Raw genomic sequence first — 25,997 nt, 5'->3', positions numbered from 1 at the left:
GGGCGGGGTCGTCGCCGAGGGGGCCCGGCGGCTCGCGAGCGGCGAGCGTCCGCGCATGTCGGACCTGCTGCTGACCCCCGCCAACGCGGTGCGCGTCGCGGACCAGCTTTCGCATCTGCGCGGTGCGGCGATGAAGCTCGGCCAGATGGTGTCGATGGACGCGGGCGACATGCTGCCGCCCGAATTGGCGACGATCCTCGCCAGGCTGCGCAACGATGCGCATCACATGCCGCCCGCGCAGCTCGACCGGGTGCTCACGGCCGAATGGGGGAAGGACTGGCGCCGCCGCTTCGCGCATTTCCAGGCGCATCCGGTCGCGGCCGCATCGATCGGTCAGGTGCACCGGGCACGGCTCCCCGACGGACGCGTGCTGGCGATCAAGGTGCAATATCCGGGCGTGAAGGACAGCATCGACGCGGATGTCGACAATGTCGCGACGCTGCTGCGCGTGTCGGGGCTGCTGCCCAAGGAACTCGACATCACACGGCTGCTTGGTGACGCGAAACAGCAATTGCACGACGAGGCAGATTATGTCCGCGAGGGCGAGATGCTGGAACGCTATCGCGCGCTGGTGGGCGATGATGCGGGGCTGGTCGTCCCGCAACTCGAGCCGACATTGTCGACGCCGCGCGTGCTGGCGATGGAGTATATCGACTGTACGCCGATCGAGAGTCTCGAGACCGCACCCCAGGACGTACGCGATACGGCCATGGAGCGGTTGATAAGGCTCACGCTGCACGAACTGCTCGACTGGCGGCTGATGCAGACCGATCCCAATTTCGCGAATTATCGCTGGCAGGCCGAGACGGGACGGATCGTCCTGCTCGACTTCGGTGCCGCGCGTGCGGTGCCGCAGGTCGTGGCGGACGGGTATCGCCGGCTGCTGGCCGCGGGGCTCGCCGGACAGCGCGACGCGGTCCGCGACGCAGCCGTGCAGGCGGGCTTTCTGGGCGAGGCCGCGGTCGTGGGGCATCGGCCGCAGATCGACCGCATGATCGACGTGATCCTGGCAGAGATGAACCGGACGGGGCCGTTCGACTTCGGCGATCGCAGCTTCGTCTCGGTACTGCGGGACGAGGGCGCGGCGATCGCACGCGACCGGTCGACCTGGCATATTCCTTCGGCCGACATGCTGTTCGTGCAGCGCAAGATCAGCGGTACCGCGCTGCTCGCGGCACGGCTGAAGGCGCGCGTCGACGTGCGGGCGATGGTCGAACCTTATTGCTAGTCAAATGAAAGCCGTACTGACCTATAAAGGCGATCACCGGCTGCGATTTTCCTGTTTTGGCACTTATGCTGCGGCGCGGTATCGCGACTCCAAACGTTAAGGCTGCATGGACCCGGGCAATTTCCGCGGTGACACGCCCGATTTGGAGATTTGAGTATGCGTAACAAGCGTCCCGACGGGATTGTCGACTATACGGGCCCGGCCGGTGGCTGGGGTGCGCTCAAGGCGGTTGCCACGTCGTTGAAGGCCCAGCAGATCGTCGTGCGGGGCGGGCAGACGCTGCTGAAGTCCAACCAGCCCGACGGGTTCGACTGTCCGAGCTGCGCCTGGCCGGACCCCAAGCATACCTCGTCGTTCGAATTCTGCGAGAATGGCGCCAAGGCGGTGGCATGGGAATCCACGGCCAAGCTGATCGGCGCCGACTTCTTCGCCAAGCACAGTGTCGCCGAGATCTGGAAGCAGAGCGATCATTGGATCGAGGATCAGGGTCGCGTCACCGAACCGTTGCGCTACAACGCCGCGACCGACCATTATGAGGTCGTGACCTGGGCGGAGGCAATGTCCGCGATCGGTGCGGGGCTTGCCGCGGTGCCGGATCCGAATCAGGCCGAATTCTATACTTCGGGCCGCTGCTCGAACGAGGCGGCGTTCCTCTATCAGCTGTTCGTGCGGCTATACGGGACCAACAATTTCCCTGACTGTTCGAACATGTGCCACGAGGCGACGTCGGTCGGCCTCCCCAAATCGATCGGGATCGGCAAGGGCACGGTCAGTCTCGAGGATTTCGACCATGCCGACCTGATCCTGTCGATCGGCCATAATCCGGGGACGAACCATCCGCGGATGATGGCGACGCTGCGCGAGGTGTCGCGCCGCGGTGGCAAGATCATCGTGTTCAATCCGCTGAAGGAACGCTCGCTCGAACGCTTCGAATCGCCGCAGTCGGTGGTCGAGATGGCGACGATGTCGGCGACCCAAATCGCGAGCTCCTATCTACAGGTGAAGGTCGGCGGTGACGCCGCAGCGTTGAAGGGTATCGCCAAGGCACTCGTCGCGCTCGACGAGGCGGCGCGCGCGAGCGGCAGCGAACCCGCGCTCGACCATGCGTTCATCGCCGAGCATACCGACGGGCTCGAACCCTATATCGCCGATCTTGCACGGACCGACTGGGCCGATATCGAACAGGCGAGCGGCCTGCGTCGGGCGGATCTCGAGGACGTCGCGCGGATCTATGCGTCGTCCAAGGCAACAATCGCCTGTTACGGCATGGGGATCACTCAGCACCGCACCGGGACCAGCAACGTCCAGCAGCTCGCGAACCTGTTGCTGCTGCGCGGCAATATGGGCCGCCCCGGCGCCGGGATCTGTCCGCTGCGCGGGCACAGCAACGTGCAGGGCGACCGGACGGTCGGCATCACCGAACGCCCGATGCCGTTGCTGCTCGACCAGATGAAGAAGGTCTTCAACTTCGAACCGCCGCGCGAGCATGGCCATTCGGTGGTCGAGAGCATCGCCGCAATGCGCGACGGCACGGCCAAGGCGATCGTCTGCCTCGGCGGCAACCTGGCCATCGCGTCGTCCGATCCGCAGGCGTGCGCCGAAGGGTTCCGCAATCTCGATCTGGCGGTGCACATCACCACCAAGCTCAACCGCACCATGCTGTTGATGGCGAAGGACACCTATATCCTGCCATGCCTGGGCCGGACCGAACTCGACACGCAGGCCGGTGGCCCGCAGTCGGTCACCGTCGAGGATTCGATGTCGATGGTTCACGCGTCGCGCGGCTTCCTGATGCCGCCGGGCGAGAATGTGAAGTCGGAGATCTGGATCGTCGGCGAGATCGCCAAGGCGACGCTCAAGGGCAAGGGCGATATCGACTGGGATGCCTATGTCGCCAATTACGACCTGATCCGCGACAAGATCGAGGCGGTGTTCCCCGATTTCGCCGATTACAACGCGCGCATCCGCAAGCCCGGCGGGTTCCATCTGCCCAATTCCGCCGCGATGCGGATCTGGAAGACGAGCAGCGGCAAGGCGAACTTCATCGTCGCCGAGGGGATCGAGGAAGACGAAACTGCAAACGCGCCGGACGTGCTTCGTCTGACGACATTGCGTGCGCACGATCAGTATAACACGACCGTCTACAGCCTCGACGACCGGTATCGCGGTGTTTTTGGCCGTCGCGACATCCTGTTCATGAACGAGCGTGACATGGCGCGGCTTGGCTATGCGGAGGGCGATGTCGTCGATGTCGCCACCGCGTTGCAATATGCGCATCCCGACCGCGTCGTGCAGAAGCTGACCCTGGTTCGCTATGCGCTGCCGGACGGGTGCATCGCATCCTATTATCCCGAGACGCAGCCGCTGATCGCGCTCGAGGATCATGATCCGCAGAGCTTCACCCCGTCCTACAAGTCGGTGCCGGTGACGGTGCGGCGGGCTGGCGGGGATGTCGGTGCGGAGCGCGGCGTGGCGCGTGCGGGGGTCGTCGGCCAGAGCCAGGCCGCTATGGCATGAGCGCGGGATACGCGCCGACGATCGACACCTATGCGACGCTCGCGGCGGCGAAGGCCGCGGCGTGGCGTCGCTCACCGGTTGGCTTCTTTGCGGGCGCGATCCTGGCGGGAACCTATATCGGGATCGCCATGATCCTGGCGATCAGCGCGGCGGCGGGGCTTCCTCCCGGCGTCCGGCCGCTGGTGATGGGCGCGACGTTCGGGATCGGCTTGATCCTGACGGTATTCGCCGGCGCCGAGCTGTTCACCGGCTATGTCATGTATCTTGGCTTCGGCCTGGCGAAGCGGACCATCAGCTATGGCGAGGCGATCACGCTGGCGAGCGTCGTCTGGGTGGGCAATCTGGTCGGCGGCGTCCTGTTGTCGGCGATCTTCGCGATCGGCGGCGGCGGGGCCGTGTTCGCCGATGCCGACACGATGTTCAACGCCTATGTCCAGCACAAGGTCGAGGCGGACGGGATCGCGTTGTTCGCACGGGCGATCCTGTGCAACTGGCTCGTCTGTCTCGCGATCTGGACCGCGGCGCGGATGAAGGGCGATGCGGCCAAGTGCATTGCGATGGCCTGGATCCTGCTCGCTTTCGTTGCTGCTGGTTTCGAGCATTCGGTCGCCAACATGACCGCGCTCACGCTCGGCCTCATGGCGCCGCATCCGGTGATCGATCTGGCGGGCACGGTGCACAATCTCGTCGTCGTGACGGCGGGAAACACCATCGGCGGGCTGGTCTTCGTCGTCTTCGGGTACATGCTCGCGGCCAGGACGGATGCCGCGGCACCGCCCGCGGCGGACTGACGCGCACTTGGCCCGGAAGCATTATCTCACCGCGACGCTGCCCGATGGCTATGTGAAGACGATCGGGCCCACGGCGACGGCGTTCACGCATTACTGGCGGATCGTCGCGGTGCTGGAGAATGGGAAGACCGAGGTGTTCTGGGGGCACAGCAAGTCGCTGGCCGAAGCGAAGAAGAAGCGCGTCGCGGCCGAGGAGGCGGCGATCCAGCGCGGCTGGCGATCGCACGCTTTCGAAATCGTCGAACTCGTTCGCTCCTAGACCGTCCACGCGTACAGCTGGGCCAGACGCGAAACGGCCGCCCCGCACATGATGTGCGGGGCGGCCGTTCCTCTATCCGACGAATGAGACCACGCGCGAATGGCGTGATCTCATTCTCGTGCCGGTCAGGCGAGCATGCGGACGCTAGGCTCACGATCCCAATAGCGCTTTGCACCCGCGGTCGCGATGTCGGCCAGCGCCACCACACCCGCATCGGGCTCCACGCCGGCCTTGTCGAGAAGCGGCTTGGCCGCATCGCTGGCCCCGATCGCCTTCAGATGACCGAACGCATCCATGACCCACTGGACCGCCGCGCCTTCCTTCAGGAGCATCTTGCACCCGTCGGCCGACAGAACGACCGCCACCGCGTCGAAGATTTGCGACGGGCTGCCCGCAAGCTGGCCCTGTGCCTTCTTCATGCTGCCATCGGCAAGCTTGGCGCCACCGACCTTGGGCGCGACCAGCACCGGCTTGCCGCCTGCACCCTCGACCGCCGCGACGACCGCGTCGATCTCCGCGCCATCCGACCCGTCGGCAATCAGGATCCCGACCTGACGGCCCTGGAGCGTCTCCTTCATGTTCTTCTGGATCGACAGAGCCGGGCTCGGTGGCATGTCGACCGGCGCACGGAACGCCGGATTGGCAGCCGGCAGGGGGATGCCGAGACCATCGGCAACGCGCGTCGCCAGTTCCTCGTTCACGTTGCGCAGGTTTGCGACGGTGCGCTCCTGAACATGCGCGAGGCCTACCTTCGACAACTCGAAAGTGAAGGCGGATGCGATGTGCGCCTTTTCATTGTCGGTCGCGGACACCCAGAACAGCCGTGCCTGGCTGTAATGGTCACCGAACAGTTCGGCGCGCATCCGCAGCTTCTCGCCCTGCTCGTCCGCACCGGTCGGGTTCGTCGTCGTCACGAAGCCGTTCGGCGACTCGCGCGGACCACCGTCTTCGCCGACAACCGACAGGCTGTTCGGCTCGTAATTGGCACGACCCTTGGGCACCTTGGTCTGCATCATGCCGTCACGCTGGAAATTGCCAGCGGGGCTGCGCGGTGCGTTGACCGGGATCTGATGGAAGTTGGTTGTGCCGAGACGTGACTTCTGCGTGTCGAGATAGCTGAACAGGCGGCCCTGAAGCAGCGGATCGTTCGAGAAATCGATGCCGGGGACGATGTTCGTCGGCAGGAATGCGACCTGCTCGGTCTCAGCGAAGAAGTTGTCGACATTGCGGTCGAGCACCATCCGGCCGATGATCCGGACGGGAACGTCCTCCTCAGGGATCAGCTTGGTCGAATCGAGCACGTCATAAGGCTGTGCCTCGGCGAATGCCTTGTCGAACACCTGGATGCCGAGCTCCCACTCGGGGAAGTCGCCGGTGTCGATCGCTTCCCACAAGTCACGACGATGATAGTCGTTGTCCGCGGCCTGGAGCTTGAGCGTCTCGTCCCAGATCGTCGACTGGAGACCAAGTTTCGGCTTCCAGTGGAACTTGACGAAGCTCGACTTGCCTTCCTCGTTCACGAGCTGGAACGTGTGAACGCCGAAGCCTTCCATCATCCGCAGCGAACGCGGCAGGGTGCGGTCGGACATCGCCCACATCTGCATGTGCGTCGATTCCGGAGTCAGCGATGCCCAGTCCCAGAAGGTGTCGTGCGCCGAACCCGCCTGCGGATAGGCACGGTCGGCCTCCATCTTCACCGAATGGATCAGGTCCGGGAACTTGATCGCGTCCTGGATGAAGAACACCGGGATGTTGTTGCCAACGAGATCCCAATTGCCCTCGGTTGTGTAGAACTTGACCGCGAAGCCGCGCACGTCGCGCGGGGTGTCGACCGAACCGGCGCCGCCAGCGACCGTCGAGAAGCGCGTGAAGAGCTCGGTCTTCGTGCCCTTCTTGAACACCGCCGCCTTGGTCAGGTCGGAAATATCGTCGGTCGCCTCGAAATAGCCGTGCGCACCCGTTCCGCGCGCGTGGACGATCCGCTCGGGGATCCGCTCGTGATCGAAATGGAAGATCTTCTCGCGGAGCACGAAATCCTCGAGCAGCGTGGGACCACGCGCGCCGGATTTCAGGCTGTTCTGGTTGTCGGACACGGGCACGCCGTGATTGGTGGTCAGGACGGGGACGTCGCCGCCTGCCTGCTGATGCGTCTCACCACCGTTGCCGGGGTTGCGCTGTTCGGTGTCGCTCATTGCGGATCCTTGCTGTCGAGGACGAAGTTCGGGGGCTCAACGTGCGATCCACCAGACCGGGTCCATGCAGGCGGCAAGGAATCGGCCTGCTTCATGTTAGGGGATCAGGTCGTGGGCGACGGATGTTGCCCGGACCACGCCGAACCGAGTCCGTTTCCAGCAGGTGCCCGGAATCGCCGGAGTTTTTTCGCCGACCGCCAGAGCAGAAGCAGGCCGATCGCGAACAGGAACAGCGCACCGAACAGGAAGGCGAGGTAGAATCCCGGCGCAAGCCAGGCGGATCGTATCACCGGCCCGGCGGCTGCGACGTCCGCGGCGGCCCCTGCCATGCTGGTCATCGGCGTTGCACTGGTTTCGATCGCTGTCATGGCGTGTCCCCGGCCGGACCGGCACCGTCGCGGCACCGGATCCGACCTGAGGTATGCCCGCGATTTATTGCACGCGTGGGACAGGCCGTATCATTGCGTCACCCGCTACGCGGCCGGAACGCGCCGATCCCGGCAATTGCGAGGCGACGGGCGGGAATCGCGGTCTCGGCAAAGCTGAGGCGGAGCAGGCGGGCGGTGACCGGAGCAGCAAACGCAATGCGCTGAGTCGCGAGCGCATAGGCGATGTTGGGCAGTTCGCCCTTGCCGGCCTCTTGCCAGTCGGTGCCGTCGGTGCTCGTCTCGATCCGGTAGCCCTTTGGCGGCGCGGTGTCTGCCATCACCGCGCGCGACGGCGTCAGGCTGAAGCCGGCAAGCGTCTCGGTCGCGCCGAGGTCGATCGTAACCGAGGCGGGGCTGCCGGGTTTGGGGGCGGGCAGCGCCCAGCTCGTCGCGGTGTCGTTGTCGAGCAGTGCCTGCGCGCCGGGGGCGGAGGCGGCGGCTATCGACCAGCGCGTCGTGGCGACGATGCTCGGGTCCGATGCGACGACGGTGGCGACCGCGGTGGGCGCGACCTGGCGGAAAAGCGCGATCTCGCGGATCGCGGGGCAGGCGGGGGCCTCGAGGATTCGCAGACGCAGGCGGCGGGCCGTGACCGGTGCGGGCAGGCGGATGATCCGCTGCGCGCCGATGCAGGCGTGCTGCGCCAGTTCGCGCCACCGGCCGTCCACTTCGGCATCGACCGCGAACCGCGTCACGCGCAGCCCGAGCGGGAGATATTCGCGCAGGCGGATGAGGTCGAAGGTCCGGCCGGGGGGAAGGTCGAGCACGAGGCTGGGCGTCGTGATCCCGTCGGCGGTCGACCAATAGCTGTCGGCGCGACCGTCGAGGACGTTTGCCGGCGTGAAGCCGGGGCCGCGACTGTGGCTGGCGGTCGCGACCGCGCCCTGGGCGAGGTCGCGCGCGAAGGTGGCGGCCTGCGCGGTGCCGAAGGATTTCAGCACGGCGACGTCGATATCGGCGAGGCGGCCGCGCCGGTCGGGTGGCAGGTTGAGGTTGAGGTTGGTGCCGCGACCGACCGACTCGTCGTACAGCTTTACCAGCCGCGCGGGCGTCTTGACCTTCGCATCCTCGTCGGCGTGATAGAACCAGCCCGGCCGGATCGAGACGTCGGTCTCGGCTGGCCACCAGAGCGGTGCACCCCGCACGCCCGAATTACCCTCGCTCTGGACATAGGGATGGTTCGGCATGGTCGGCCAGCAGGGATCGCCCGCGACGCCGTCCTCATTGCCGACCCAGCGGACATCAGCGCCGAGCGGATCAAAGGTGCAGGCCATCGGCTGATGCTGATGGACCAGCGCGACAATCGACGGCCAGTTGTAATATTTCGGCGCATCGATCTTCCGCGTGTCGCGCGCGCCGCCATAATAGCCGTCGCCGCCATTGGCGCCGTCGAACCAGAATTCGAACAAGGTGCCATAGCGCGTGCAAAGCTCGACCACCTGCTTGCGGAAATAGTCGACATAGGCCGGCCGGCCATAGTCCGCGTGATTGCGATCCCAGGGCGAGAGGTACAGGCCGAAATCGAGCCCGGCCCGCCTGGTCGCGCGCTCCATCTCGCCGACGACATCGCCCTTGCCGTTCTTGTACGGGCTGTTGCGGATGCAATGCTCGGTCAGCATCGTTGGCCACAGGCAGAACCCGTCATGATGCTTGGCGGTCAGGATGATGCCGCGCATGCCGCCTGCCTTGGCCGCCGCGACGATCTGGTCGGGGTCGAAATCGGTCGGATCGAAGAGCTTGGGATCCTCGTCGCCATAGCCCCATTCGCGATCGGTGAAGGTGTTGATCGAGAAATGGACAAAGGCATATTGCTCGCGCGCATGCCAGGCGAGCTGGCGCTTTGACGGCGTCGCACCCCATGGCTTGGGGGCGGCCGCGCGGGTCGCCGCGAGCGCGGGCGTCGCGGTTGCGGCGATGCCCGAGGCGAGCAGGAGGCGGCGGGAAACTTCGGTCATCATCGTCTCCATGAGAATTCAGGCGGCGGGGCGGCCGAACGAGGGGGGGCGGTCAGCGAGCTTCGCGCCGAACGCCGGATCGGGGGTGGCGGACATGGTGAAGCGCAGCGTGCCGCCGGCGACGAGGTCCGCATGCGAGATCCAGCTCTTCGTCCAGGGCTTGCCGTTCCAAGTGACCGCGGTGACATAGGGCGTATCGATGCGGTTGCCCGGCGCCTCGATCACGACCTTGCGCTTGCCCCCGACCTTGAGTTCGGCGCGGGTGAAGAGCGGCGATCCCAACACATAGACCGCCGCGACCGGATCGACCGGGTAGAGGCCGAGCGCTGACATGACGAACCATGCGCTCATCTGGCCGCAATCGTCATTGCCGATGATCCCGTCTGGCGCGCGCTTGTACATCGTCGTCAGGATCCTGCGGACCAGCGCCTGCGTCTTCCAGGGCTGGCCGACATAGGCGTAGAGATAGGGCACGTGCTGATCGGGTTCGTTGCCGTGCGCATATTGGCCGATCAGCCCCGATATGTCGGGCGGCGCGTCCCTGGGCAGCGTCGACGGCGCGGCGAACAGCGCGTCGAGGCGTGCGGCGAACTTCGCGTCGCCGCCGAAATGCGCGATCTGGCCGTAGAGGTCATGCTGGTTGAGGAAGGTCGTCTGCCAGCCATTGGCTTCGGTGAAGTCGTGGTAGCGCTTGATGTGGCCGAGCTGGATCGGGTCATAGGGCGTCAGCCAGCTGCCATCGGCAAGCTTGGGTCGCGCCAAGCCGATCGTCGGGTCCAGCACGTTGCGATAGTTCCGGCTGCGTTCGCGCAGGCGGGCGGCGTCGTCGGTCGCCCCGGCCTTCGCGGCGAGGGCGGCCATCGCCCAGTCGTCATAGGCATATTCCTGGGTCCGGCTGACCGACTCGTCGACCTGATCGGCGGGCAGATAGCCACGCGCGATATAGGTGCCCCGCGCGCGGCTGTTGACGAGGTCGGGCGCCTTGGCGTCGAAAGCACGCGTGCGGATCGCGGGCCAGGCGGCGGCATAGTCTGCGTCGATGCCCTTGGCTGCCGCCTCCGCCATGATCGCGACCGAATGCCAGCCGATCATCGTGCCGGTCTCGACCCCCTGGAGCGGCCAGCAAGGCGGGCCATAGGCGCTCTGCTGCGTCTGGCGGACCAAGTCGCGGACGAGCGACCGCGCGCGATCGGGCGCGACCAGTGTCAGCAGCGGGTGGAGCGTGCGGTAGGTGTCCCAGGTCGAATAGGTGCTATAGGCCTGTTCGCCCTTGGGCACGCTGTGGACCAGCCGATCGAGCCCGACATAGCGGTCGTCGACATCCGAAAACAGCGTCGGCGCGAGCATCGCATGATAGAGCGCGGTGGCCATGACGACGCGCTGGTCGTCGCTGCCACCGTCGATCTTCACGGTCTTGAGCGCGTCGGCCCAGTCGCCGATGGCCTGGCGCCGCGCGGCATCGAAGTCGCGCGAGGCCGAGGCGGCGAGGTTGGTCCGTGCGCCCGCCATGTCTACCGCGGAGACCGCGGTCCGTACGACGATCGGGGCGGACCCCGCATCGTCGTAATGCAATACTGCGCGCACGCGGTCGGCGGTCGCGATCGCGCCGTTGACGACCTGGTCGCCCGCATGGAGCGTGATCCGGTCGGGCTTGCGCGAGACCTGCATCGCGAAGTGGATGCGGCGCCCCTTGGCCCAGCGGAAGGTGCGGCGGCTGCCGATCAGGATGCCGTCCGATTCGAGTTCGATCCGGCTGTCGTCGATCAGCGGGCCTTCGCCCGGGCGGCTGTCGCGGTAATTGCCGAGATCGATCAGGAGATGCCCGGGGCCGGCAGGAAAGCGGTGCCGCTGCCAGCCGACGCGCGCTTCGGCGGTGAGTTCGGAGCGAACGCCGTTGCCGAGCGTGCAGGCATAATAGCCGGGCTCGGCACTCTCCTGCGCATAGGTCTGGCGATAGCCTTCGCCGGGCTTGTCGGGTGCGCCGGGGCGCAGCTTGACCGGGCCGCGGGCAGGCACGACGAGCACGTCCATCATGTCGGCGATGCCGGTGCCCGACAGATGGGTGTGCGAAAAGCCCATGATCAACGGGTCACCGCGATGATAGCCCGAGCAGTTCGCCCAGTTCTCCGTATCCGTGTCGGGACTGACCTGGACCATGCCGAACGGCACGGTCGCGCCGGGATAGGTATGGCCGTCGCCGCCGGTCCCGATCCACAGATCGGGCACCGCGCGCGACCGGCCGGCAAAGGCCGGCATCGCGCCGGTCAGCGCCAGCGCACCGGTCGAGCCGAGCAACGCGCGTCGCGTGAGCCTCATAACGGCGCCGCCAGCAGCGCAGGGCGGGTATCGGCAAGATGGACGAGCAGTTCCCCGAACAGTCCGTTCGTCCAGGCGAACCAGCTGCGCGTGAACTTGGCCGGATCGTCCTTGTCGAACGCCTCGTGCATGAAGCCGGTGTCGGCATCCGTATCGCGCAGCATTCTGAGGCAGCTGCGGACGGTCGCGTCGTCGGCGCCGGCAAGCGCGCGGATGATCAGCGACATCGGCCAGATCTGGCCGAGCCCGACATGCGGGCCTCCGATCCCCTCCGCCTTGGTGCCCTTGAAGAAATAGGGATTGGCGTCGCTCCAGGCCGCGTCCGAGGTGCGGCGCCAGAGCGGGTCGGTGGCGGGAACGCAGCCCATATAGGCGAGCGCGGACAGCGACGGCACGTTGGCGTCGTCCATGAAGACCGCGTTGCCGAACCCGTCGACCTCATAGGCCCACACCTCGCGGCCGTCGCGCAGCCGCATCTTGCCATGCGCGTTGAGCTCGGTCTCGACCTCGGCCGCGAGCGCGGTGGCATCAGCGGCGAGCGCGGTATCGTTGCGCGCCTCCTTCGCGACGACGGCCAGTTCACGCAGCGTCGTCACCGCGAAATGATTGGCGGGGATCAGATAGGGATAAAGGCAGGCATCGTCGGACGGACGAAAACCGCACTGGATCAGGCCGTTCGGCTTGGCGGGATTGCCCCAGCCCTCGAGCGCCATCGTCTCGGTATTACGGTTCGAGGCGCGCAGGAAGCTATAGGGTCCGCGGCCGTCCTTGCGCTGCTGCTCGCGGTAGGTGCGCAGGCTGGCGCGTGCTGCCTCGGCCCAGGTCGCGTCGAACGGGGTTGCGTCGCGCGTCGCCTGCCAATAGCCATAAGCGAGACGCATCGGGTAGCAGAGCGAGTCGATCTCCCATTTGCGCTCGGCGACACCCGGTTTCATCTCGGTCTGGTCGTGCAACGCCCAGCTCAGCTCGGTCTTGCCGGCGGGATCCTCGAGAAACGCATTGGCATAGGGATCGAGCAGAATCGATCGCGACTGGCGGGCGATCAGCCCGCGGAACACCGTGCGCAGCGCGGGATCGTTGCGGACGAGGTGAAGATAGGGGCGGAGCTGCGCCGAGCTGTCGCGCAGCCACAGGCACGGAATGTCACCGGTGATGACGAACGCGTCGGGGGCACCGCCGATGGTCGACATCCGCACGGTCGTGTCGAGCGTGTTGGGATAGCAGTTGCCGAACATCCAGCGCAGCTTCGGATCGGCGATCCGGGCCGAGACGCGGGCGATCTCGCGTTCCACCGCCCGGCTCTTGAACAGACGGTCGGCGACGGCGGGGCGCTTGGAGGGCAGGTTCGGGCGGGCGGCAAAAGCAGGGGTGCCGACGAGCGCGAGCCCGCCGGCGATCAACGAACGGCGATCGATCATTTGGGCAGCCCCACCGCTGCGCCTGTGATCGTCAGGTCGGTCCATTGTCCCTCGCCGTCGCCGGGCTGGCCGCCGCCGACATAGAGGCGATAGGCGCCGGGCTGGATCGTGCGCGTGCCGTCCCGCGCGACGCTGCTCATCGAGCGGGGATCGAGCGCGAACGAGACGGTGCGCGACTGGCCGGGCTTGAGCGCGACGCGGTCGAAGCCGACGAGCTGGCGCTGGAGCACCGCGGTGGTCGGACCGCCTCCGGTGGTCGCGGTCGGGACGAGATAGGCCTGAACCACCTCTTCGCCCGCGCGCACGCCGGTGTTCGAGACCTTCGCCGCGAGCGTGAGCGGCTGGCCGGCGGCGACGGTGAGGCTGGGTTTTGCCGCGGCATAGCCGAAGCTGGTATAGCTCAGCCCGTGGCCGAAGCCCCAGAGCGGCTTGCCGGTGAAGTAGCGGTAGGTGCGCTCCTTCATCGTATAATCGATGAAGGCGGGCAGGTCGCTGGCGGACTTGTAGACGGTGACGGGGAGACGACCCGAGGGGTTGTTGAGCCCCGCCAGCGTCTCGGCAATCGCGGTGCCGCCGGCCTGGCCCGGATACCAGGCGGTCAGGATCGAGTCGGCGAGCGACGGATCGACCGCCACCGCGCTGCCGCTGGTCAGGACGAGGATCACGGGTTTGCCGGTCGCGCGCAGTGCTTTCAGCAGCGCCTGTTGCGCAAGCGGAAGCCCGATGTCGGTGCGGTCGCCGCCGACGAAGCCGGGGACACTGACCGACAGCGCCTCGCCCTCGAGATCGGGCGACAGGCCCATCACCGCGACGACGACATCCGAAGCGTTCGCGGCGGCGACGGCGGCGGCGAGCATCGGCGCGGCGGGCGGCGTCCAGAGCAGGCGGATGCCTTCGTCGTCGCTGCGGTGATCGAGTTCGAGCCGGAAGGCGGCGGGCTTGCCGTCGCTGGAGACCGGGATCTCGACGCGGCCCTTCTTGATCTCGCCGGAGGTGAGCTGGCGGTCGCCGATCCAGAGGCGTGCGACGTCATGGACCGAACAGTCCTTCCAGCACGCCGGGACGTCGATCACCAGCGTATAGTCACCCGCGGCGGGCGGAGTGAAGACGCCCGACCAGCGGACGCCGAAGCTGCGGCCAAGCCCAGGCGCCGGACTGACGCGGTTGAGGTCCGCATCGATACGGCGTTCGGTTCGCGTCAGGACGGGCGTGCCGCCGGTCGTCCCGGTTCCGGCGAAATACTCCGCCTTCAGACCCTGTGGGAAGACGGTCTCGGGCACCACCACCGGCGCGCCGTCGGCGAGCACCGAGCCCTGGGCATAGCGGACATTGGCGGCACCGAACTGCTTGCGGATACCGTCGAGCGGGGTGACCGGGGCGACGGCGGTGCCGTGATAATTGCCCTGGAGCACGCCGATATCGTCGGCATTGGTGCCGATCACCGCGATCCGGCTGCCGGTCTTGAGCGGCAGGCGGCTGGCGTCGTTCTTGAGCAGCACGATCGACTTGCGCGCCGCCTCGAGCGCGAGCGCACGGTGCGCGGGGGTGTCGACCTGATCGGTGCCGATCTTGCTCCACGGGCTGTCGCCGCCGAACGCGATGCCCAGCGCGCGGCGGGCACGGAAGGCGCGCGTCAGCGCGGTGTCGACCTCCGCCTCGCTCACCAAGCCCTGGCGGACCGCGGCGGGGAGGCCGGCATAGGCGGTGCCGCAATTGAGATCGGTGCCGCCCCTGATTGCCGCTGCCGCGGCGCCGGGCGTGTCGAGCCGGTAGTGGTGATAGGTGCTAATGTTGCCGACCGCGTCGCAATCCGAGACGGTGAAGCCGGTAAAGCCCCAGTCGCGCCGCAGCCGGTCGACCATCAGCGGCGACGACGCGCACGCGGGCACGCCGTGGATCGAGTTGTACGCGCACATCAGCGAGAGCGCCTTGCCCTCGGTCACCGCCTGACGGAAGGCGGGCAGGTAGGTTGCTTCCAGATCCTGCGGGCTGGGGTCGACGTCGAAGCTGTCGCGCCCCGCCTCGGGGCCGCTATGCACCGCGAAATGCTTTGGCGTGGCGACGACCTTGGGGTGGAGCGGGTCGGGGCCCTGGAGGCCGCCGATGAACGCGACGCCGAGCCGCCCGGTCAGATACGGGTCCTCGCCATAGGTTTCCTGCCCGCGCCCCCAGCGCGGATCGCGGAAGATGTTGATGTTGGGCGACCAGATCGTCAGCCCCTCATAGATGCGGCGATCGGCATTGGCGGGCTTCGCATTGAAGCGCGCGCGTGCCTCGGTCGCGACGACGTCGCCGATCTTGCGGACGAGCACCGGATCCCAGGTCGCGGCCATGCCGATCGCCTGCGGAAACACGGTCGCATGACCGTTGCGCGCAAGACCGTGCAGCCCCTCGTTCCACCAGTCATAGGCGGGCAGACCGACCTTCGGATCGGCGGGCGCGGTGCTTTGCAGCTGCGCGGCCTTTTCCTCCATCGACATGGTGGCGACCGCGGTGGCGACGGGATCGGCGGAGGCGAGCAGGAGCCAGATCATCGGGCAAGGGTCCTCAAGGTGAGCGCTTTGCGCAGTGTGGCAGGCGACGCGGCCGACGCAACGGCGACGGTCCGCGTCTCGCCCGGCAGAAGGTCGAACCCGTCATCGGCGGGCTGCGCTGCCACGTCGCCGAAATCGAGCATGACCGCGCGGGCGAAGCGGCTGGCGGTGATCGTCGCGGTCGAGCCCGACCAGGTGACGCTCAGGCCCGGATCGGGATAGGCCATGTCCTTGGGCAACGCGCGTTCGATGATCGCACGGCTGGCGACCGCGTCACCGACGATTAGCTCGGCGACCGCATAGCTGGCCCCCGGCGCGGCGCTGCCGAACAGCGTCGCATCGGGGAGCGTCGCGGCGAGCGTCGACGAGAGCGGCGGCAGCGTCGCGGGCTTGGTGGTGTCGTTCAGCACGGTGCCCGCCATGTCCATCGCGCGCACCCGCCAGCGCGCGGCGATCGGCGTGGTCGCGTCGGAGATCAGCGAGATCCGCGTCGCGCCATCCTTGTGCTCCGCGGCGATTGCCTGGGGTGCGAAGAAGCGCCGCGCGGCATAGTTGAGCAGCTTCCACTGGCCGTCATGATCGATGCTCGCCCAGCTGATCGAGGGCCAGACGTCGTTCAGCTGCCAGTAGAGCGATCCCATCGTCACCGGGCGGCACGCACGGTGATGCAGCGCGGCGATGCGGATCGCCTCGGCCTGGTTGACCTGCGTGAGATAGACGAGATCGGCGAAGTCCTTCGCCGGGCGCAGGCGATCGCGCAGGTACATCAGCAGGCGCTCATTGCCCTCGCCGGCGAGGAACTTCTGATGCGCCTTCATCACCGGGCTGTCGGCGGCAAGCGGGCCCTTGCCCGCGAAGGCGCGGATCGTCGCGAGGTCCGGCATCGCCTGGAACCCATATTCAGACATGAAACGCGGGCAGCTGTCTAGATAGCGTTCGACCGGCTTCGATCCGGACCAAACATCCCAAAAATGGCGATCGCCGTCCTTGTCGGTGTCGGTCGGGCCCTCATAATCGGTCGAGGGGGAGCCCGGCCAATAGGGCGTGCCGGGCGAATATTGCGTCACCGCCTGGCGCAGCACGCGGTCGAACAGAACCGCCATGCCCGCGCCGATCCGCTCCTGCTCGTCCGCGCCGACCGCCTTCTTGAACGCCTTGCGGTCGGACCAGTTCTCCCAGCCCGACAGCACTTCGTTGCCGCCGGCCCAGATCACGACCGAGGGATGCGAGCCGATCCGGGCGACTTGCTGCTCGGCTTCGATCCGGACATTCTCGCGGAATGCGGCGTCGGGCGGCGTGACGCTGCCGCCGAACATGAAATCCTGCCACACCATCAGCCCCATGCGGTCGGCCAGGTCGTAAAAGGCGTCGTCGAGATAATAGCCGCCGCCCCAGACGCGGATCATGTTCATGTTGGCGTCCGCCGCGCCCTTCAGGATCGTCTGCATATAGGCGGGGGTGACGCGCGACGGGAACATGTCGAACGGGATGAGGTTCGCGCCCTTGGCGAAGATCGGCGTGCCGTTGACCTTGAAGCCGAAGCTGCCGTCCTTGCGGATCAGTTCGACCGTGCGCAGGCCGATCCGCCGCGTGACACTGTCCTCTGCGGTCGCTTGCGCACCGGCAAGCGAGGCGGTGACGGTGTAGAGCGGCTGCGCGCCATAGCCGATCGGCTGCCAGCGCTGCGGGGCGGCGATCGTCAGCGGCAGCGAGACGCTGTTGCTGCCGGCGGCGAGCGTGACGCTGCGGTCGACCGTGACGGTCTTGCCGTCGGGGCCCGTGACCACGGCGTGGACGGTGGTGCGGCCGGGCGTGTCGGCGACGATGTCGAGCCTGGCCGCGATCCGCGCCTCGGCGTCGCTCAGATCCTCCTGCTCGACCCGGAACGTCTCGATCCGCGCCTCGTCCCAGATTTCGAGACGGACCGGGCGCCAGATGCCGATATTGACGATCCGGGGACCCCAGTCCCAGCTGTAATGATATTTGGGTTTGCGGATATAGGGCGAGGTCTGCTTGCCCTTGGGCTCGTCGCCGAACGCGCTGTCATATTCACCGGGCAGCGGATGCTTTTCGGCGAGCACCATCGGCTGGAGTGTGCGGATCGGCGAGGCGATCGTCACCAGCACCTCGTTGCGGCCCGCCTTCAGCGCCGATTTCGCGTCCACGCGCCAGCGACGGTGCGCGTTGTCGGTCTTGAGCAGCGGCGTGCCGTTGACGGTGACGGTCGCAAAGGTGTCGAGACCGTCGAATACGAGATCGAGATGGTCGCGCGCCAGCATCGCGGGCGTGACGTCGAGCACGCGGCGGAACTGCCACCGGGTCAGCCCGGCCCACTGGATCGCGCCCTCGTTCATGCCCTTGTAGGGATCGGGGACGCGGCGCGCGGCGATCAGGTCCTGCTGGACCGAGCCCGGCACCGTGGCCGCGAGCCATTTCGCCTCACGCTTGTGCGCGGCGACCGCGCTCGTGTCGGTCGGATCGATCCGGACCTGCCAGTCGCGGTCGAGCGTGACCACCGTCTTCGGGGCCGAGATCGCGGGCGAGGCGAGCGCGAGGAGAGGGAGAAGGAACCAGCGACGCATCAGCGTGTCTCCGTGAGTTGCATCCGCTCGACCGCATAATAGGGATCGGACGTGGGGGAGGTGAATTGCAGGCAGATGTCGCGGTCGCCGGTCAGCGCGGGAAGGCGGCCCCTGACGCTGAACCGGGTGGCGGCGGTTGCCGGATCGGGGAGCGGGAAGGTGCCGGCGACGACCGGCTTGGCACCCGCCACGGTGCAGCCGACGAGCACGATCAGCTCGCCGTGCGGGGTGACGTTATAGTGCCGGCGCAGCTTGGTATCTTCATGCGCCAGCGCATAATGACGCGGCAGGCGGGCGATATCGATCGTGAAGCCCTTGGCGACATCCATCGGCGCCGCAGGATAGGCGGTGCACAGGTCGAACAGGTCGATATTGTACACCGGTGCGTTCGCCTGCGCCTCGGGCGTCAGCGGCACGCGTAGCGCGAGCGATCCTTTTGGACAGGCGACCATGTCGGAGGCAGTGCGCGTCAGCAGTGCCTGACGGCCGGTATCGAAGAGGCGTGGCTCGGCGATCTGCTGACCGGCGGCGTCAAACGCGGCGGCGCGGATCTTGACCCCAGGTTTGATCGACAGCGGTGCCGTATAGGCGGGCGACCGTGTGCCGGGGGCCTTGCCGTCGAGCGTGTAGCGGATCGTGCCATAGGGCGCCTGCGTCGCCAGTGAGACCTTGGCGCATTTGGTGCGCAGCGCATCGCCGCGTGTGCCAGCGAGCGTATAGCCGACCGCGAACGCGCTGTCCGCGACCTGCATGCCGGACGTGCGCCAGCGGCCGATCTGCGGCTGGACCCGTTCGAGGAAACTGCCGAAGTCGCGCTTGTCCTTGCCCGACCAGGTGATCTCGGCGAGCGCGGCGGCGCGTGGGAAGATCAGATGCTGCATCTGATAGGGCGTGACGATATATTCGCTCCACAGATTGCCCTGTGCGCCGAGCACGTGATGCGCCTTGTCGGCGGGGATCCCCGCGGGCATCGGCTCATACTCGTACACGGTCTCGAGCGACTGGATGTCGATCCGGCCCGGCGGTTCGTCGCTGCGATCGCTTTGCAGGCTGTTGAGATAGAGCGTCGGTGCAGGCGACAGGACGACGTCGTGGTTCTGGTTCGCGGCCTCGACCGCGCCCTTCTCGCCACGCCACGACATCACCGATGCGGAGGCGGGGAGGCCGCCTTCGAGGATTTCGTCCCAGCCGATCAGGCGGCGGCCCTTGCTGGCGAGATATTCGCCGAACTGGTCGATCATCCAGCTCTGCAGTCCGTTCTCGTCCTTGACCCCGAGCTTGACCATCTGCGCCTGGACTTCGGGACTGCGTTCCCACTGATCCTTGACCGCCTCGTCACCGCCGAGATGGACATAGGTGCCAGGGAAGACCGCCATGATCTCGTCGAGCACCGTCTTGACGAAGGCGATGCCCTTGGGGCCGGGATTGAAGAGATAGGGGTTCACGCCCCAGTCGCTGCTGACCTTCGGCGTGTCGCCGAGGACGCCGAGGTCGGGATAGGCCGCGACGAGCGCCTGCGCGTGGCCGGGCAGGTCGATCTCGGGGACGACGACGATGCCGCGCTCGGTCGCATAGGCGACGAGCTTGCGCAGCTCGTCCTGCGTGTAGAAGCCGCCGACCTGCGTCCCGGGCGCTTCGCCGGTCGAGGGCGACGTCCGGACGCTGCCGATCGCGGTCAGCCGGGGATAAGCCTTCACCTCGAACCGCCAGCCCTGATCGTCGGTGAGGTGGAGATGGAGCGTGTTGAGCTTCACCGATGCCATCTGGTCGACGATCGCATAGAGCGAGGGCAGCGACTGGAAATGCCGTGCGGTGTCGATCATCAGCCCGCGCCAACCGAAGCGGGGGGCATCATCGATCGTGACCGCTTGAATCCGGACGGGCTGGCCGAAGGCGCGATCGGGGCTGATCAGCTGCGCCAGCGTCATCGCGCCATAGACGAGCCCGGCATCGCCCGACGCCGCGATCCGCACGCCGGACGCATCGACCGTCAGGCGATAGGCTTCCGCGCCCTTGATCGTCGCGTCGCGATCGATGCGGATCACGCCGCGCGCGCCGGTTGCCAGCGTCAGGCCGCGTTCGGTCTTCACATGGGCGAGGAGCAGACGGGCGGCGGCGGTGGTGCCGGCATCGCCGGGATCGGCGGACACCGTGCTGCCCGCCGCGATCGTCACGGCGCCGGTCCCGCGCGTCATCGCTGCGGGTTGCGGGACGAGCGGCAGGCGGTCCTGCGCATCGGCCACGCCGGTGGTGCCGAGCATCATGCCGGTCGCGATAAGCGCGCATCCGAAACGGGGGGGTGCGTTTGACCGCATGATTTCTGCTCCCGGTAACCGGCTCCTCACGGCCGCTGGTCGGGGAATGTAACCAATATAGGTCCAGACACAAGCCGTTGATTGGGCGGCGTCCCGAAAGCAGGTCCCGAGCCGCCGCAAAGTTTGCCAGTGTTTCAGCCGATCTGGTCGCATCGAACCGTTTTGGACGGAAATACCAATATAATCCTTGGCGCCGGTCTGGTTGCCGCGCGGCTGTGCTTTGGCTATCCTCCCGCGCCAGGACAGGGTGTGGCGCGCTTCGGGCTGCCAGTCAAAGGGGGGTACATGGCGTTTTCCGATGATATCGGACGCTTTCGCAAGGGCAATCCGTCGCCGCTCTATCTTCAGTTGCAGGATCTGATCCGCAACGCGATCGGCGAGAAGCTGCTCGTCCAGGGCAATGCGATCCCCGCCGAACGCGATCTGGCGATCGAATATGACGTCTCGCGCATCACCGTGCGCAAGGCGATCGGCGGGCTCGTCGAGGAAGGGCTGCTGACCCGGCGTCGGGGTGCGGGCACGTTCGTCGCCGGTCGCGTCGAAAAGAGCTTCTCGAAACTGTCGTCGTTCAGCGAGGACATGGCAGCACGCGGCCGCACATCGAGCAGCACCTGGATCTCGCGATCGGCGGGCCAGGTGAACCCCGAAGAGGCGATGGCGCTCGGCCTGTCGCCGGGTGCGCCGGTGTTCCGCTTCAACCGTATTCGCTATGCCGACGAGGAGGCGATGGCGCTCGAATTCTCGACCATCGCCGGCTATTGCCTGACCTCGGTCGATGGCGTGACGGACTCGCTCTATGCCGCGCTCGAAGCGGCGGGGAGCCGGCCGGTGCGTGCGCTGCAGCGGCTGCGTGCGGTGCCGTTCGGCGGCGAGCATGCGCGGATGCTGGGGGTCGATGCCGGTCATGCCGGGCTGCTGATCGAACGCCGTGGCTTCCTGCGCGACGGACGTGCGGCCGAATTCACGCGCTCCTATTACCGCGGCGATGCCTATGACTTCGTCGCCGAACTGGCCGACATCTGATCCGTTACACCGAAAGACTGCCATGAACCGACGCCAGCTCCTCATCGGCACGGCGGGCGCCGGTGTCGGCGTCGTCGTCCGCCCGACCGACGCCTTTGCCGCTGCCGGGGCTGGCCCAGGTCGGCAGGCAGGCGAGGCCGGCGCGTTGCCGATGCCCGCGCCGTCGCGGACCCTGCCGCCCGCGATGCATGTTCAGGACCCGTCCTGCACCCGGATCGAACGCGGCTGGGTGTTTCATGAAGGCGATGTCGCGACGCCCGCGCCCGAGGGGCATAATGCGACCTATCTGAGCGTGAAGGCGGGCAATGCGCTTGGCGCCGCGGCCATGGCGTTTGACGATTCGGACTGGACGCAGGTCCGGTTGCCGCACGACTGGGCATCCGCGCAGCCGTTCGAGCGCGATGCGAATATCTCGCAGGGCTATCGCCGGCGCGGCATCGGCTGGTACCGGCGGACGCTGCGGCTGGAGGCGGACGATCGCGGCAAGACGATCGCGCTGCGGTTCGACGGGATCGCGAGCAACGCGACGATCTGGGTCAATGGCAGCGTCGTCGCGCACAACTGGTCCGCCTATAACAGCGTCGAGATCGACTTGACCCCGTTTGCGCGGTTCGGCGACGACCTGAACATGATCGTCGTGCGCGTCGACGCGACCGCGATGGAAGGCTGGTGGTACGAAGGCGCTGGCCTGTACCGGCATGTCTGGCTGATCCGGCGCGGGCCGGTCGCGATCGTCACCGACGGCGTGCACTGCGATCCGCGACGCGACCCGGCGGGGGGCTGGCACGTGCCGGTCGCGGTGACGATCGGCAGCATCGCGCGGGCTGCGGTCGGCGTGACGATCGAGACGATCTTGCTCGACCCGGACGGCAAGCCGGTTGCGACGGCACGCGCGGCGGCGACCGTCGCGCCGCTCGATCCGGTGGTGACGACGCTGACGATGCCGGTGACGGCGCCCCGCTTGTGGTCGATCGAGACCCCGACGCTTTACACTGTCCTCACGCGCGTGATGCGAGACGGCAGCGTCATTGACGAGCGGCGGACACGCGTGGGGTTCCGGACGATCCGCTTCGATGCGGACAGGGGCTTCTTCCTGAACGCTCAGCCGGTGAAGCTGAAGGGCGTGTGCCTGCATCAGGATCACGCGGGCGTCGGCACCGCTATTCCCGACGGGCTGGTCCGCTGGCGGCTCGAACGGCTCAAGGCGATGGGCTGCAACGCGATCCGCTGTTCGCACAATGCCCCGGCGGCCGAACTGCTCGACCTCTGCGACGAGATGGGGTTCGTCGTGATGGACGAGAACCGCCAGTTCAATCCCGCGCCCGACTATATGGCGCAACTCGAATGGATGGTGCGGCGCGATCGCAACCATCCGAGCGTGATCCTGTGGTCGGTGTTCAACGAGGAGCCGATGCAGGGGACGGAGGCCGGCGTCGAGATGCTCCGGCGGATGGTCCATGCGACGCACGCGCTCGACGACAGCCGGCCGGTGACCGCTGCGATGAACGGCGCCTTTTTCGATCCCGTCAACGTCTCGAGCGAAATCGATGTGACGGGGTTCAACTACTATCAGGGCGATTATGATCGCTTCCACCAGCTCAACCCGACCAAGCCGATCACGAGCTCGGAGGATACGAGCGCCTATGAGACGCGTGGGGCCTTTGCCAGCGATCCGGCGCGGCATGTCCAGTCGTCCTATGACGTCGAGGCGGCAAGCTGGGGGGATACGCATCGCGGTACCTGGAAGAAGATCGCCGAGCGGCCGTTCGTCGCGGGCGGCTTCGTGTGGACGGGGTTCGATTATCACGGCGAGCCGACCCCGCATGAATGGCCGACGATCTCGAGCTTCTTCGGCATCCTCGACCTGTGCGGTTTTCCCAAGACCGCGTTCGACATCCACCGCGCGCACTGGGTCGATACCGCGCCGGTGGTGAGCATCACCCCGCACTGGACCTGGCCGGGGCGGGAAGGCCAGCCGGTCACGCTGCTGGTGATGAGCAACGCCGAGCGCGTCGAGGTCCGGCTGAACGGCCGGGTGGTCGGGGAGGCGGCGGTCGACCGGATCATGGGGAATGAATTCGTCGTGCCCTATGCGCCCGGGCGGATCGAGGTGATCGCGCGGCGCGGCGGTTCGCAGGTAGCGCGCGCGGCGCATGAGACCGCCGGGCCGCCGGTCGCGTTGCGGCTGACCCCGGCGCGGACCGTGATGGCAGGCGATGGCGAGGACGCGCAGCCGGTGACGATCGATGCGGTCGATGCGGCAGGACGCCATGTGCCGACCGCCAACCTGCCGACGCGGTTCGCGGTCGAGGGGGCGGCGATCATCGGGATCGGCAATGGCGATCCGAACAGCCATGAGAGCGAGAAGGGCAATGCCCGATCACTGTTCAACGGCCTCGCGCAGGTCATCGTCCAGGCGGGCGAGGGGCGAGGGCGGATCGTGATGACCGCGACCGCGCCGGGCCTGAAGCCGGCGCGGCTGACGATCGACCGCGCGGGTCTCGCACCGCCTGCGCAGGTTGCCGTGACGCTAGCTGCGATGGCGATCCGCGAGTGGCGGCGTTCGCCGGCGATGACGGCGCGGCCCGATCCGGCGCTGGCACCGGTCGATGGCGATAATAACAGCTGGGCGTTCGTACGCAGCGGGACGCGAGTCGACCCGGATCGTGCGGGCCGCTGGCGCATCTATCGCACGACGGTCACGCCGTGGCGGCGGGTTGCGCAGGAGGGGGGCGTGATCCGCTTTGCAGCGATCGCCGGGCGTGCGGAGCTATGGGTCGACGGCACGCGGCTTGCGGTAAAGGACGCCGCATCGGTCGGACCGTTGGAGGCGGCGGTGCCGCCGGGCGGCGGCGTGCGGACGATCGCGGTGCTGGTCGAGGCGGCGCCGGGCGTCGTGTCCGGGCTCGTCGGCGGCGTGACGCTGGAGCCGCGCGCACGATAACGAGGGCGGTGCCGTGCCGCCCGTCCCCCGGCCGATGCCGCAGGGACAGGCGGAATGGGCGTCAGGCGGCTGTGTGGATCAGCGTCGCGAGCGTCGCGTCGGTCCCGAGCAGGTGCAACTGACCGGCAGCGGGGCGTGCGGTGGCGCGGAGCCCGAGCCGTGCAAGCCGCGGTTCGTCGATCGCCGCAGCGTCGGCCACTTCGATCCGCACCCGACCGGGGTGGCGGCTCGCGGTGACGACATTGCCCTCGCCCCCGAGTGCGGCAAAGGCCGCTTCCGACAGCCGCACCGCGGTGGTGTCTGGCACGGGTGCGGCAGTCGCAGCGGGCGCAGCGCTGGCGATAACCGCCGGACCGCCCAAGGCCAGCGCATCGCGGATCTCGACCGCGACCACATCCGCGATCGGGCCGAGCACGACCTGCAGCGCGGCGTTCGATGGGCGCAGGATACCGCGCGCGCCGAGCGCCTTGAGAGCCGCGTCGTCGACCGCGGACTGATCGACGACGATCAGACGCAGTCGCGTCGTGCAGGCGCTGACGGTGGTCAGGTTCCCACCGCCGCCAAGCGCCTGTGCGAATGCCGCGCCACGACCGCCTGCTACCGGTGCGGCAGCTGCAACGCTGGCCTCTGCTTCCCGGCCCGGGGTGGCGAGGTCGAACTTGCGGATGAAGAAACGGAACAGCCCGTAATACAGCGCGAAATAGACCGCACCGACGGGGAGCAGCAGCAACGGCCGCGTCGCCTTGCCATAGTTGAGGACATAATCGAGCAGTCCCGCCGAGAAGCCGAAGCCGAGCTTCACGCCCAGCGCGTTCATCAACGCCATCGACAGCCCGGTCAGCACCGCATGGACCGCATAGAGAAGCGGTGCGAGGAACATGAAGCTGAACTCGATCGGCTCGGTCACGCCGGTCAGCGCGGAGGTCAGCGCGAGGCTGAACAACATGCCGCCGACGGCCTTGCGCCGTTCGGGAAGCGCGGCGTGGTACATGGCGAGACACGCGGCGGGCAGGCCGAACATCATGACCGGGAAGAACCCGGCCATGAACGCGCCGGCATCGGGATCGCCTGCGAAGAAGCGCCGCAGATCGCCGGTCGTGCCTTGATAATCTCCGGCGACGAACCAGACGATGTTGTTGACCAGATGATGCAGGCCGGTGACGAGCAGCAGCCGGTTGAACAGGCCGAAGAGGAACAAGCCGATCGCACCGCTGCCGCTGACCGCCAGGCTAAGCTGATCGACGCCCGCGTTCAGGATGCCGAAGCCCATCCCGAAGATGACCGCGAAAACCAGCCCGGCAACGCCGCTGACGATCGGAACGAACCGACGTCCGCCGAAAAAGGCGAGATATTCCGGCAGTTTGATCGCCGAGAATCGATTGTAGAGCAGCCCGCCAGCGAGCCCGGACAGGATCCCGATCGGCACGTCGAGCCGCGCGATCGCCTTGGCCTTCCAGGCTGCGGCGACAATCTCGAGCGTCGGGGTCGCTATCCC

At 67.3% G+C, this 25,997-nt stretch carries 15 protein-coding genes; 6 read left to right on the top strand and 9 right to left on the bottom strand.

All coding sequences use genetic code 11. The features are described 5' to 3' along the window. The 4 genes from sphsw_RS02730 to sphsw_RS02715 form a co-directional block, all read left to right on the top strand. The coding region (locus sphsw_RS02730; RefSeq protein WP_031439263.1) for an ABC1 kinase family protein at positions 1-1,228 on the top strand (1,228 nt) is incomplete at its 5' end. A gap of 156 nt (positions 1,229-1,384) precedes the next feature. Beyond that, entirely contained in the window at positions 1,385-3,745 is a 2,361-nt protein-coding gene (locus sphsw_RS02725) for an FdhF/YdeP family oxidoreductase (RefSeq protein ID WP_031439262.1), read from the top strand. After that, positions 3,742-4,536 carry a formate/nitrite transporter family protein gene (locus sphsw_RS02720; RefSeq protein WP_031439261.1) on the top strand — a complete coding sequence of 265 codons (795 nt, stop codon included), beginning with the start codon at positions 3,742-3,744 and terminating at the stop codon, positions 4,534-4,536. Before sphsw_RS02725 ends, sphsw_RS02720 begins: the two co-directional genes overlap by 4 nt. Continuing rightward, positions 4,508-4,795: a hypothetical protein gene (locus sphsw_RS02715; RefSeq protein WP_042466398.1), complete on the top strand. Its 288-nt coding sequence runs from the start codon at positions 4,508-4,510 to the stop codon at positions 4,793-4,795. Before sphsw_RS02720 ends, sphsw_RS02715 begins: the two co-directional genes overlap by 29 nt. 125 nt (positions 4,796-4,920) lie before the next feature. On the opposite strand, the gene sphsw_RS02710 is transcribed toward sphsw_RS02715, so the two are convergent. From sphsw_RS02710 to sphsw_RS02675, 8 genes are all read right to left on the bottom strand, one after another. After that, positions 4,921-6,987 (bottom strand): catalase, encoded by a 2,067-nt coding sequence (locus sphsw_RS02710; protein WP_031439259.1) that lies wholly within the window; start codon positions 6,985-6,987, stop codon positions 4,921-4,923. A 104-nt stretch (positions 6,988-7,091) separates the two neighbouring features. Beyond that, on the bottom strand, positions 7,092-7,355 hold the full coding sequence (locus sphsw_RS02705; protein WP_152555360.1) for a hypothetical protein: 264 nt from the start codon (positions 7,353-7,355) through the stop codon (positions 7,092-7,094). 98 nt (positions 7,356-7,453) lie between these two features. Beyond that, complete coding sequence (locus sphsw_RS02700) at positions 7,454-9,370, bottom strand: alpha-L-fucosidase (RefSeq protein WP_031439257.1); 1,917 nt, start codon at positions 9,368-9,370, stop codon at positions 7,454-7,456. An 18-nt stretch (positions 9,371-9,388) separates the two neighbouring features. After that, entirely contained in the window at positions 9,389-11,686 is a 2,298-nt protein-coding gene (locus sphsw_RS02695) for a GH92 family glycosyl hydrolase (protein WP_031439256.1), read from the bottom strand. Continuing rightward, a complete protein-coding gene (locus tag sphsw_RS02690) occupies positions 11,683-13,104 on the bottom strand; it encodes a glycoside hydrolase family 125 protein (protein WP_031439255.1) in 1,422 nt (473 codons plus the stop codon). Before sphsw_RS02690 ends, sphsw_RS02695 begins: the two co-directional genes overlap by 4 nt. Further along, positions 13,101-15,638, bottom strand: coding sequence for a glycoside hydrolase family 3 C-terminal domain-containing protein (locus sphsw_RS02685; RefSeq protein WP_031439254.1), 2,538 nt, complete (start codon positions 15,636-15,638; stop codon positions 13,101-13,103). Before sphsw_RS02685 ends, sphsw_RS02690 begins: the two co-directional genes overlap by 4 nt. After that, positions 15,635-18,220 carry a beta-mannosidase gene (locus tag sphsw_RS02680; protein ID WP_031439253.1) on the bottom strand — a complete coding sequence of 862 codons (2,586 nt, stop codon included), beginning with the start codon at positions 18,218-18,220 and terminating at the stop codon, positions 15,635-15,637. Before sphsw_RS02680 ends, sphsw_RS02685 begins: the two co-directional genes overlap by 4 nt. After that, positions 18,220-20,484, bottom strand: coding sequence for a beta-N-acetylhexosaminidase (locus sphsw_RS02675; protein WP_235188263.1), 2,265 nt, complete (start codon positions 20,482-20,484; stop codon positions 18,220-18,222). Before sphsw_RS02675 ends, sphsw_RS02680 begins: the two co-directional genes overlap by 1 nt. A gap of 336 nt (positions 20,485-20,820) precedes the next feature. Between sphsw_RS02675 and sphsw_RS02670 the strand changes: the two genes are divergently transcribed. Beyond that, entirely contained in the window at positions 20,821-21,558 is a 738-nt protein-coding gene (locus sphsw_RS02670; protein ID WP_031396151.1) for a GntR family transcriptional regulator, read from the top strand. A 22-nt stretch (positions 21,559-21,580) separates the two neighbouring features. Next, complete coding sequence (gene galA, locus sphsw_RS02665) at positions 21,581-24,502, top strand: beta-galactosidase GalA (protein WP_031439251.1); 2,922 nt, start codon at positions 21,581-21,583, stop codon at positions 24,500-24,502. Between the two features lie 61 nt (positions 24,503-24,563). Here galA and sphsw_RS02660 read toward each other — a convergent pair. Beyond that, positions 24,564-25,997, bottom strand: a 1,434-nt coding sequence (locus sphsw_RS02660; protein ID WP_042466392.1) for a PTS transporter subunit EIIC, incomplete at its 5' end; no start/stop codon positions are given.

Source organism: Sphingomonas sp. FUKUSWIS1 (assembly GCF_000733135.1).
Taxonomy (GTDB): Bacteria; Pseudomonadota; Alphaproteobacteria; order Sphingomonadales; family Sphingomonadaceae; genus Sphingomonas; species Sphingomonas aerolata.
The sequence above is the reverse complement of the archived record's forward strand: the minus strand, read 5'-3'. Positions and strand labels throughout refer to the sequence as shown.

Excerpts from the sequence above, each read along its gene's own strand:
- sphsw_RS02725 (WP_031439262.1), top strand. The coding sequence starts at position 1,385 with ATGCGTAACAAGCGTCCCGACGGGATTGTCGACTATACGGGCCCGGCC.
- sphsw_RS02720 (WP_031439261.1), top strand. The coding sequence starts at position 3,742 with ATGAGCGCGGGATACGCGCCGACGATCGACACCTATGCGACGCTCGCG.
- sphsw_RS02715 (WP_042466398.1), top strand. The coding sequence starts at position 4,508 with ATGCCGCGGCACCGCCCGCGGCGGACTGACGCGCACTTGGCCCGGAAG.
- sphsw_RS02710 (WP_031439259.1), bottom strand. The coding sequence starts at position 6,987 with ATGAGCGACACCGAACAGCGCAACCCCGGCAACGGTGGTGAGACGCAT.
- sphsw_RS02705 (WP_152555360.1), bottom strand. The coding sequence starts at position 7,355 with ATGACAGCGATCGAAACCAGTGCAACGCCGATGACCAGCATGGCAGGG.
- sphsw_RS02700 (WP_031439257.1), bottom strand. The coding sequence starts at position 9,370 with ATGACCGAAGTTTCCCGCCGCCTCCTGCTCGCCTCGGGCATCGCCGCA.
- sphsw_RS02695 (WP_031439256.1), bottom strand. The coding sequence starts at position 11,686 with ATGAGGCTCACGCGACGCGCGTTGCTCGGCTCGACCGGTGCGCTGGCG.
- sphsw_RS02690 (WP_031439255.1), bottom strand. The coding sequence starts at position 13,104 with ATGATCGATCGCCGTTCGTTGATCGCCGGCGGGCTCGCGCTCGTCGGC.
- sphsw_RS02685 (WP_031439254.1), bottom strand. The coding sequence starts at position 15,638 with ATGATCTGGCTCCTGCTCGCCTCCGCCGATCCCGTCGCCACCGCGGTC.
- sphsw_RS02680 (WP_031439253.1), bottom strand. The coding sequence starts at position 18,220 with ATGCGTCGCTGGTTCCTTCTCCCTCTCCTCGCGCTCGCCTCGCCCGCG.
- sphsw_RS02675 (WP_235188263.1), bottom strand. The coding sequence starts at position 20,484 with ATGATGCTCGGCACCACCGGCGTGGCCGATGCGCAGGACCGCCTGCCG.
- sphsw_RS02670 (WP_031396151.1), top strand. The coding sequence starts at position 20,821 with ATGGCGTTTTCCGATGATATCGGACGCTTTCGCAAGGGCAATCCGTCG.
- galA (WP_031439251.1), top strand. The coding sequence starts at position 21,581 with ATGAACCGACGCCAGCTCCTCATCGGCACGGCGGGCGCCGGTGTCGGC.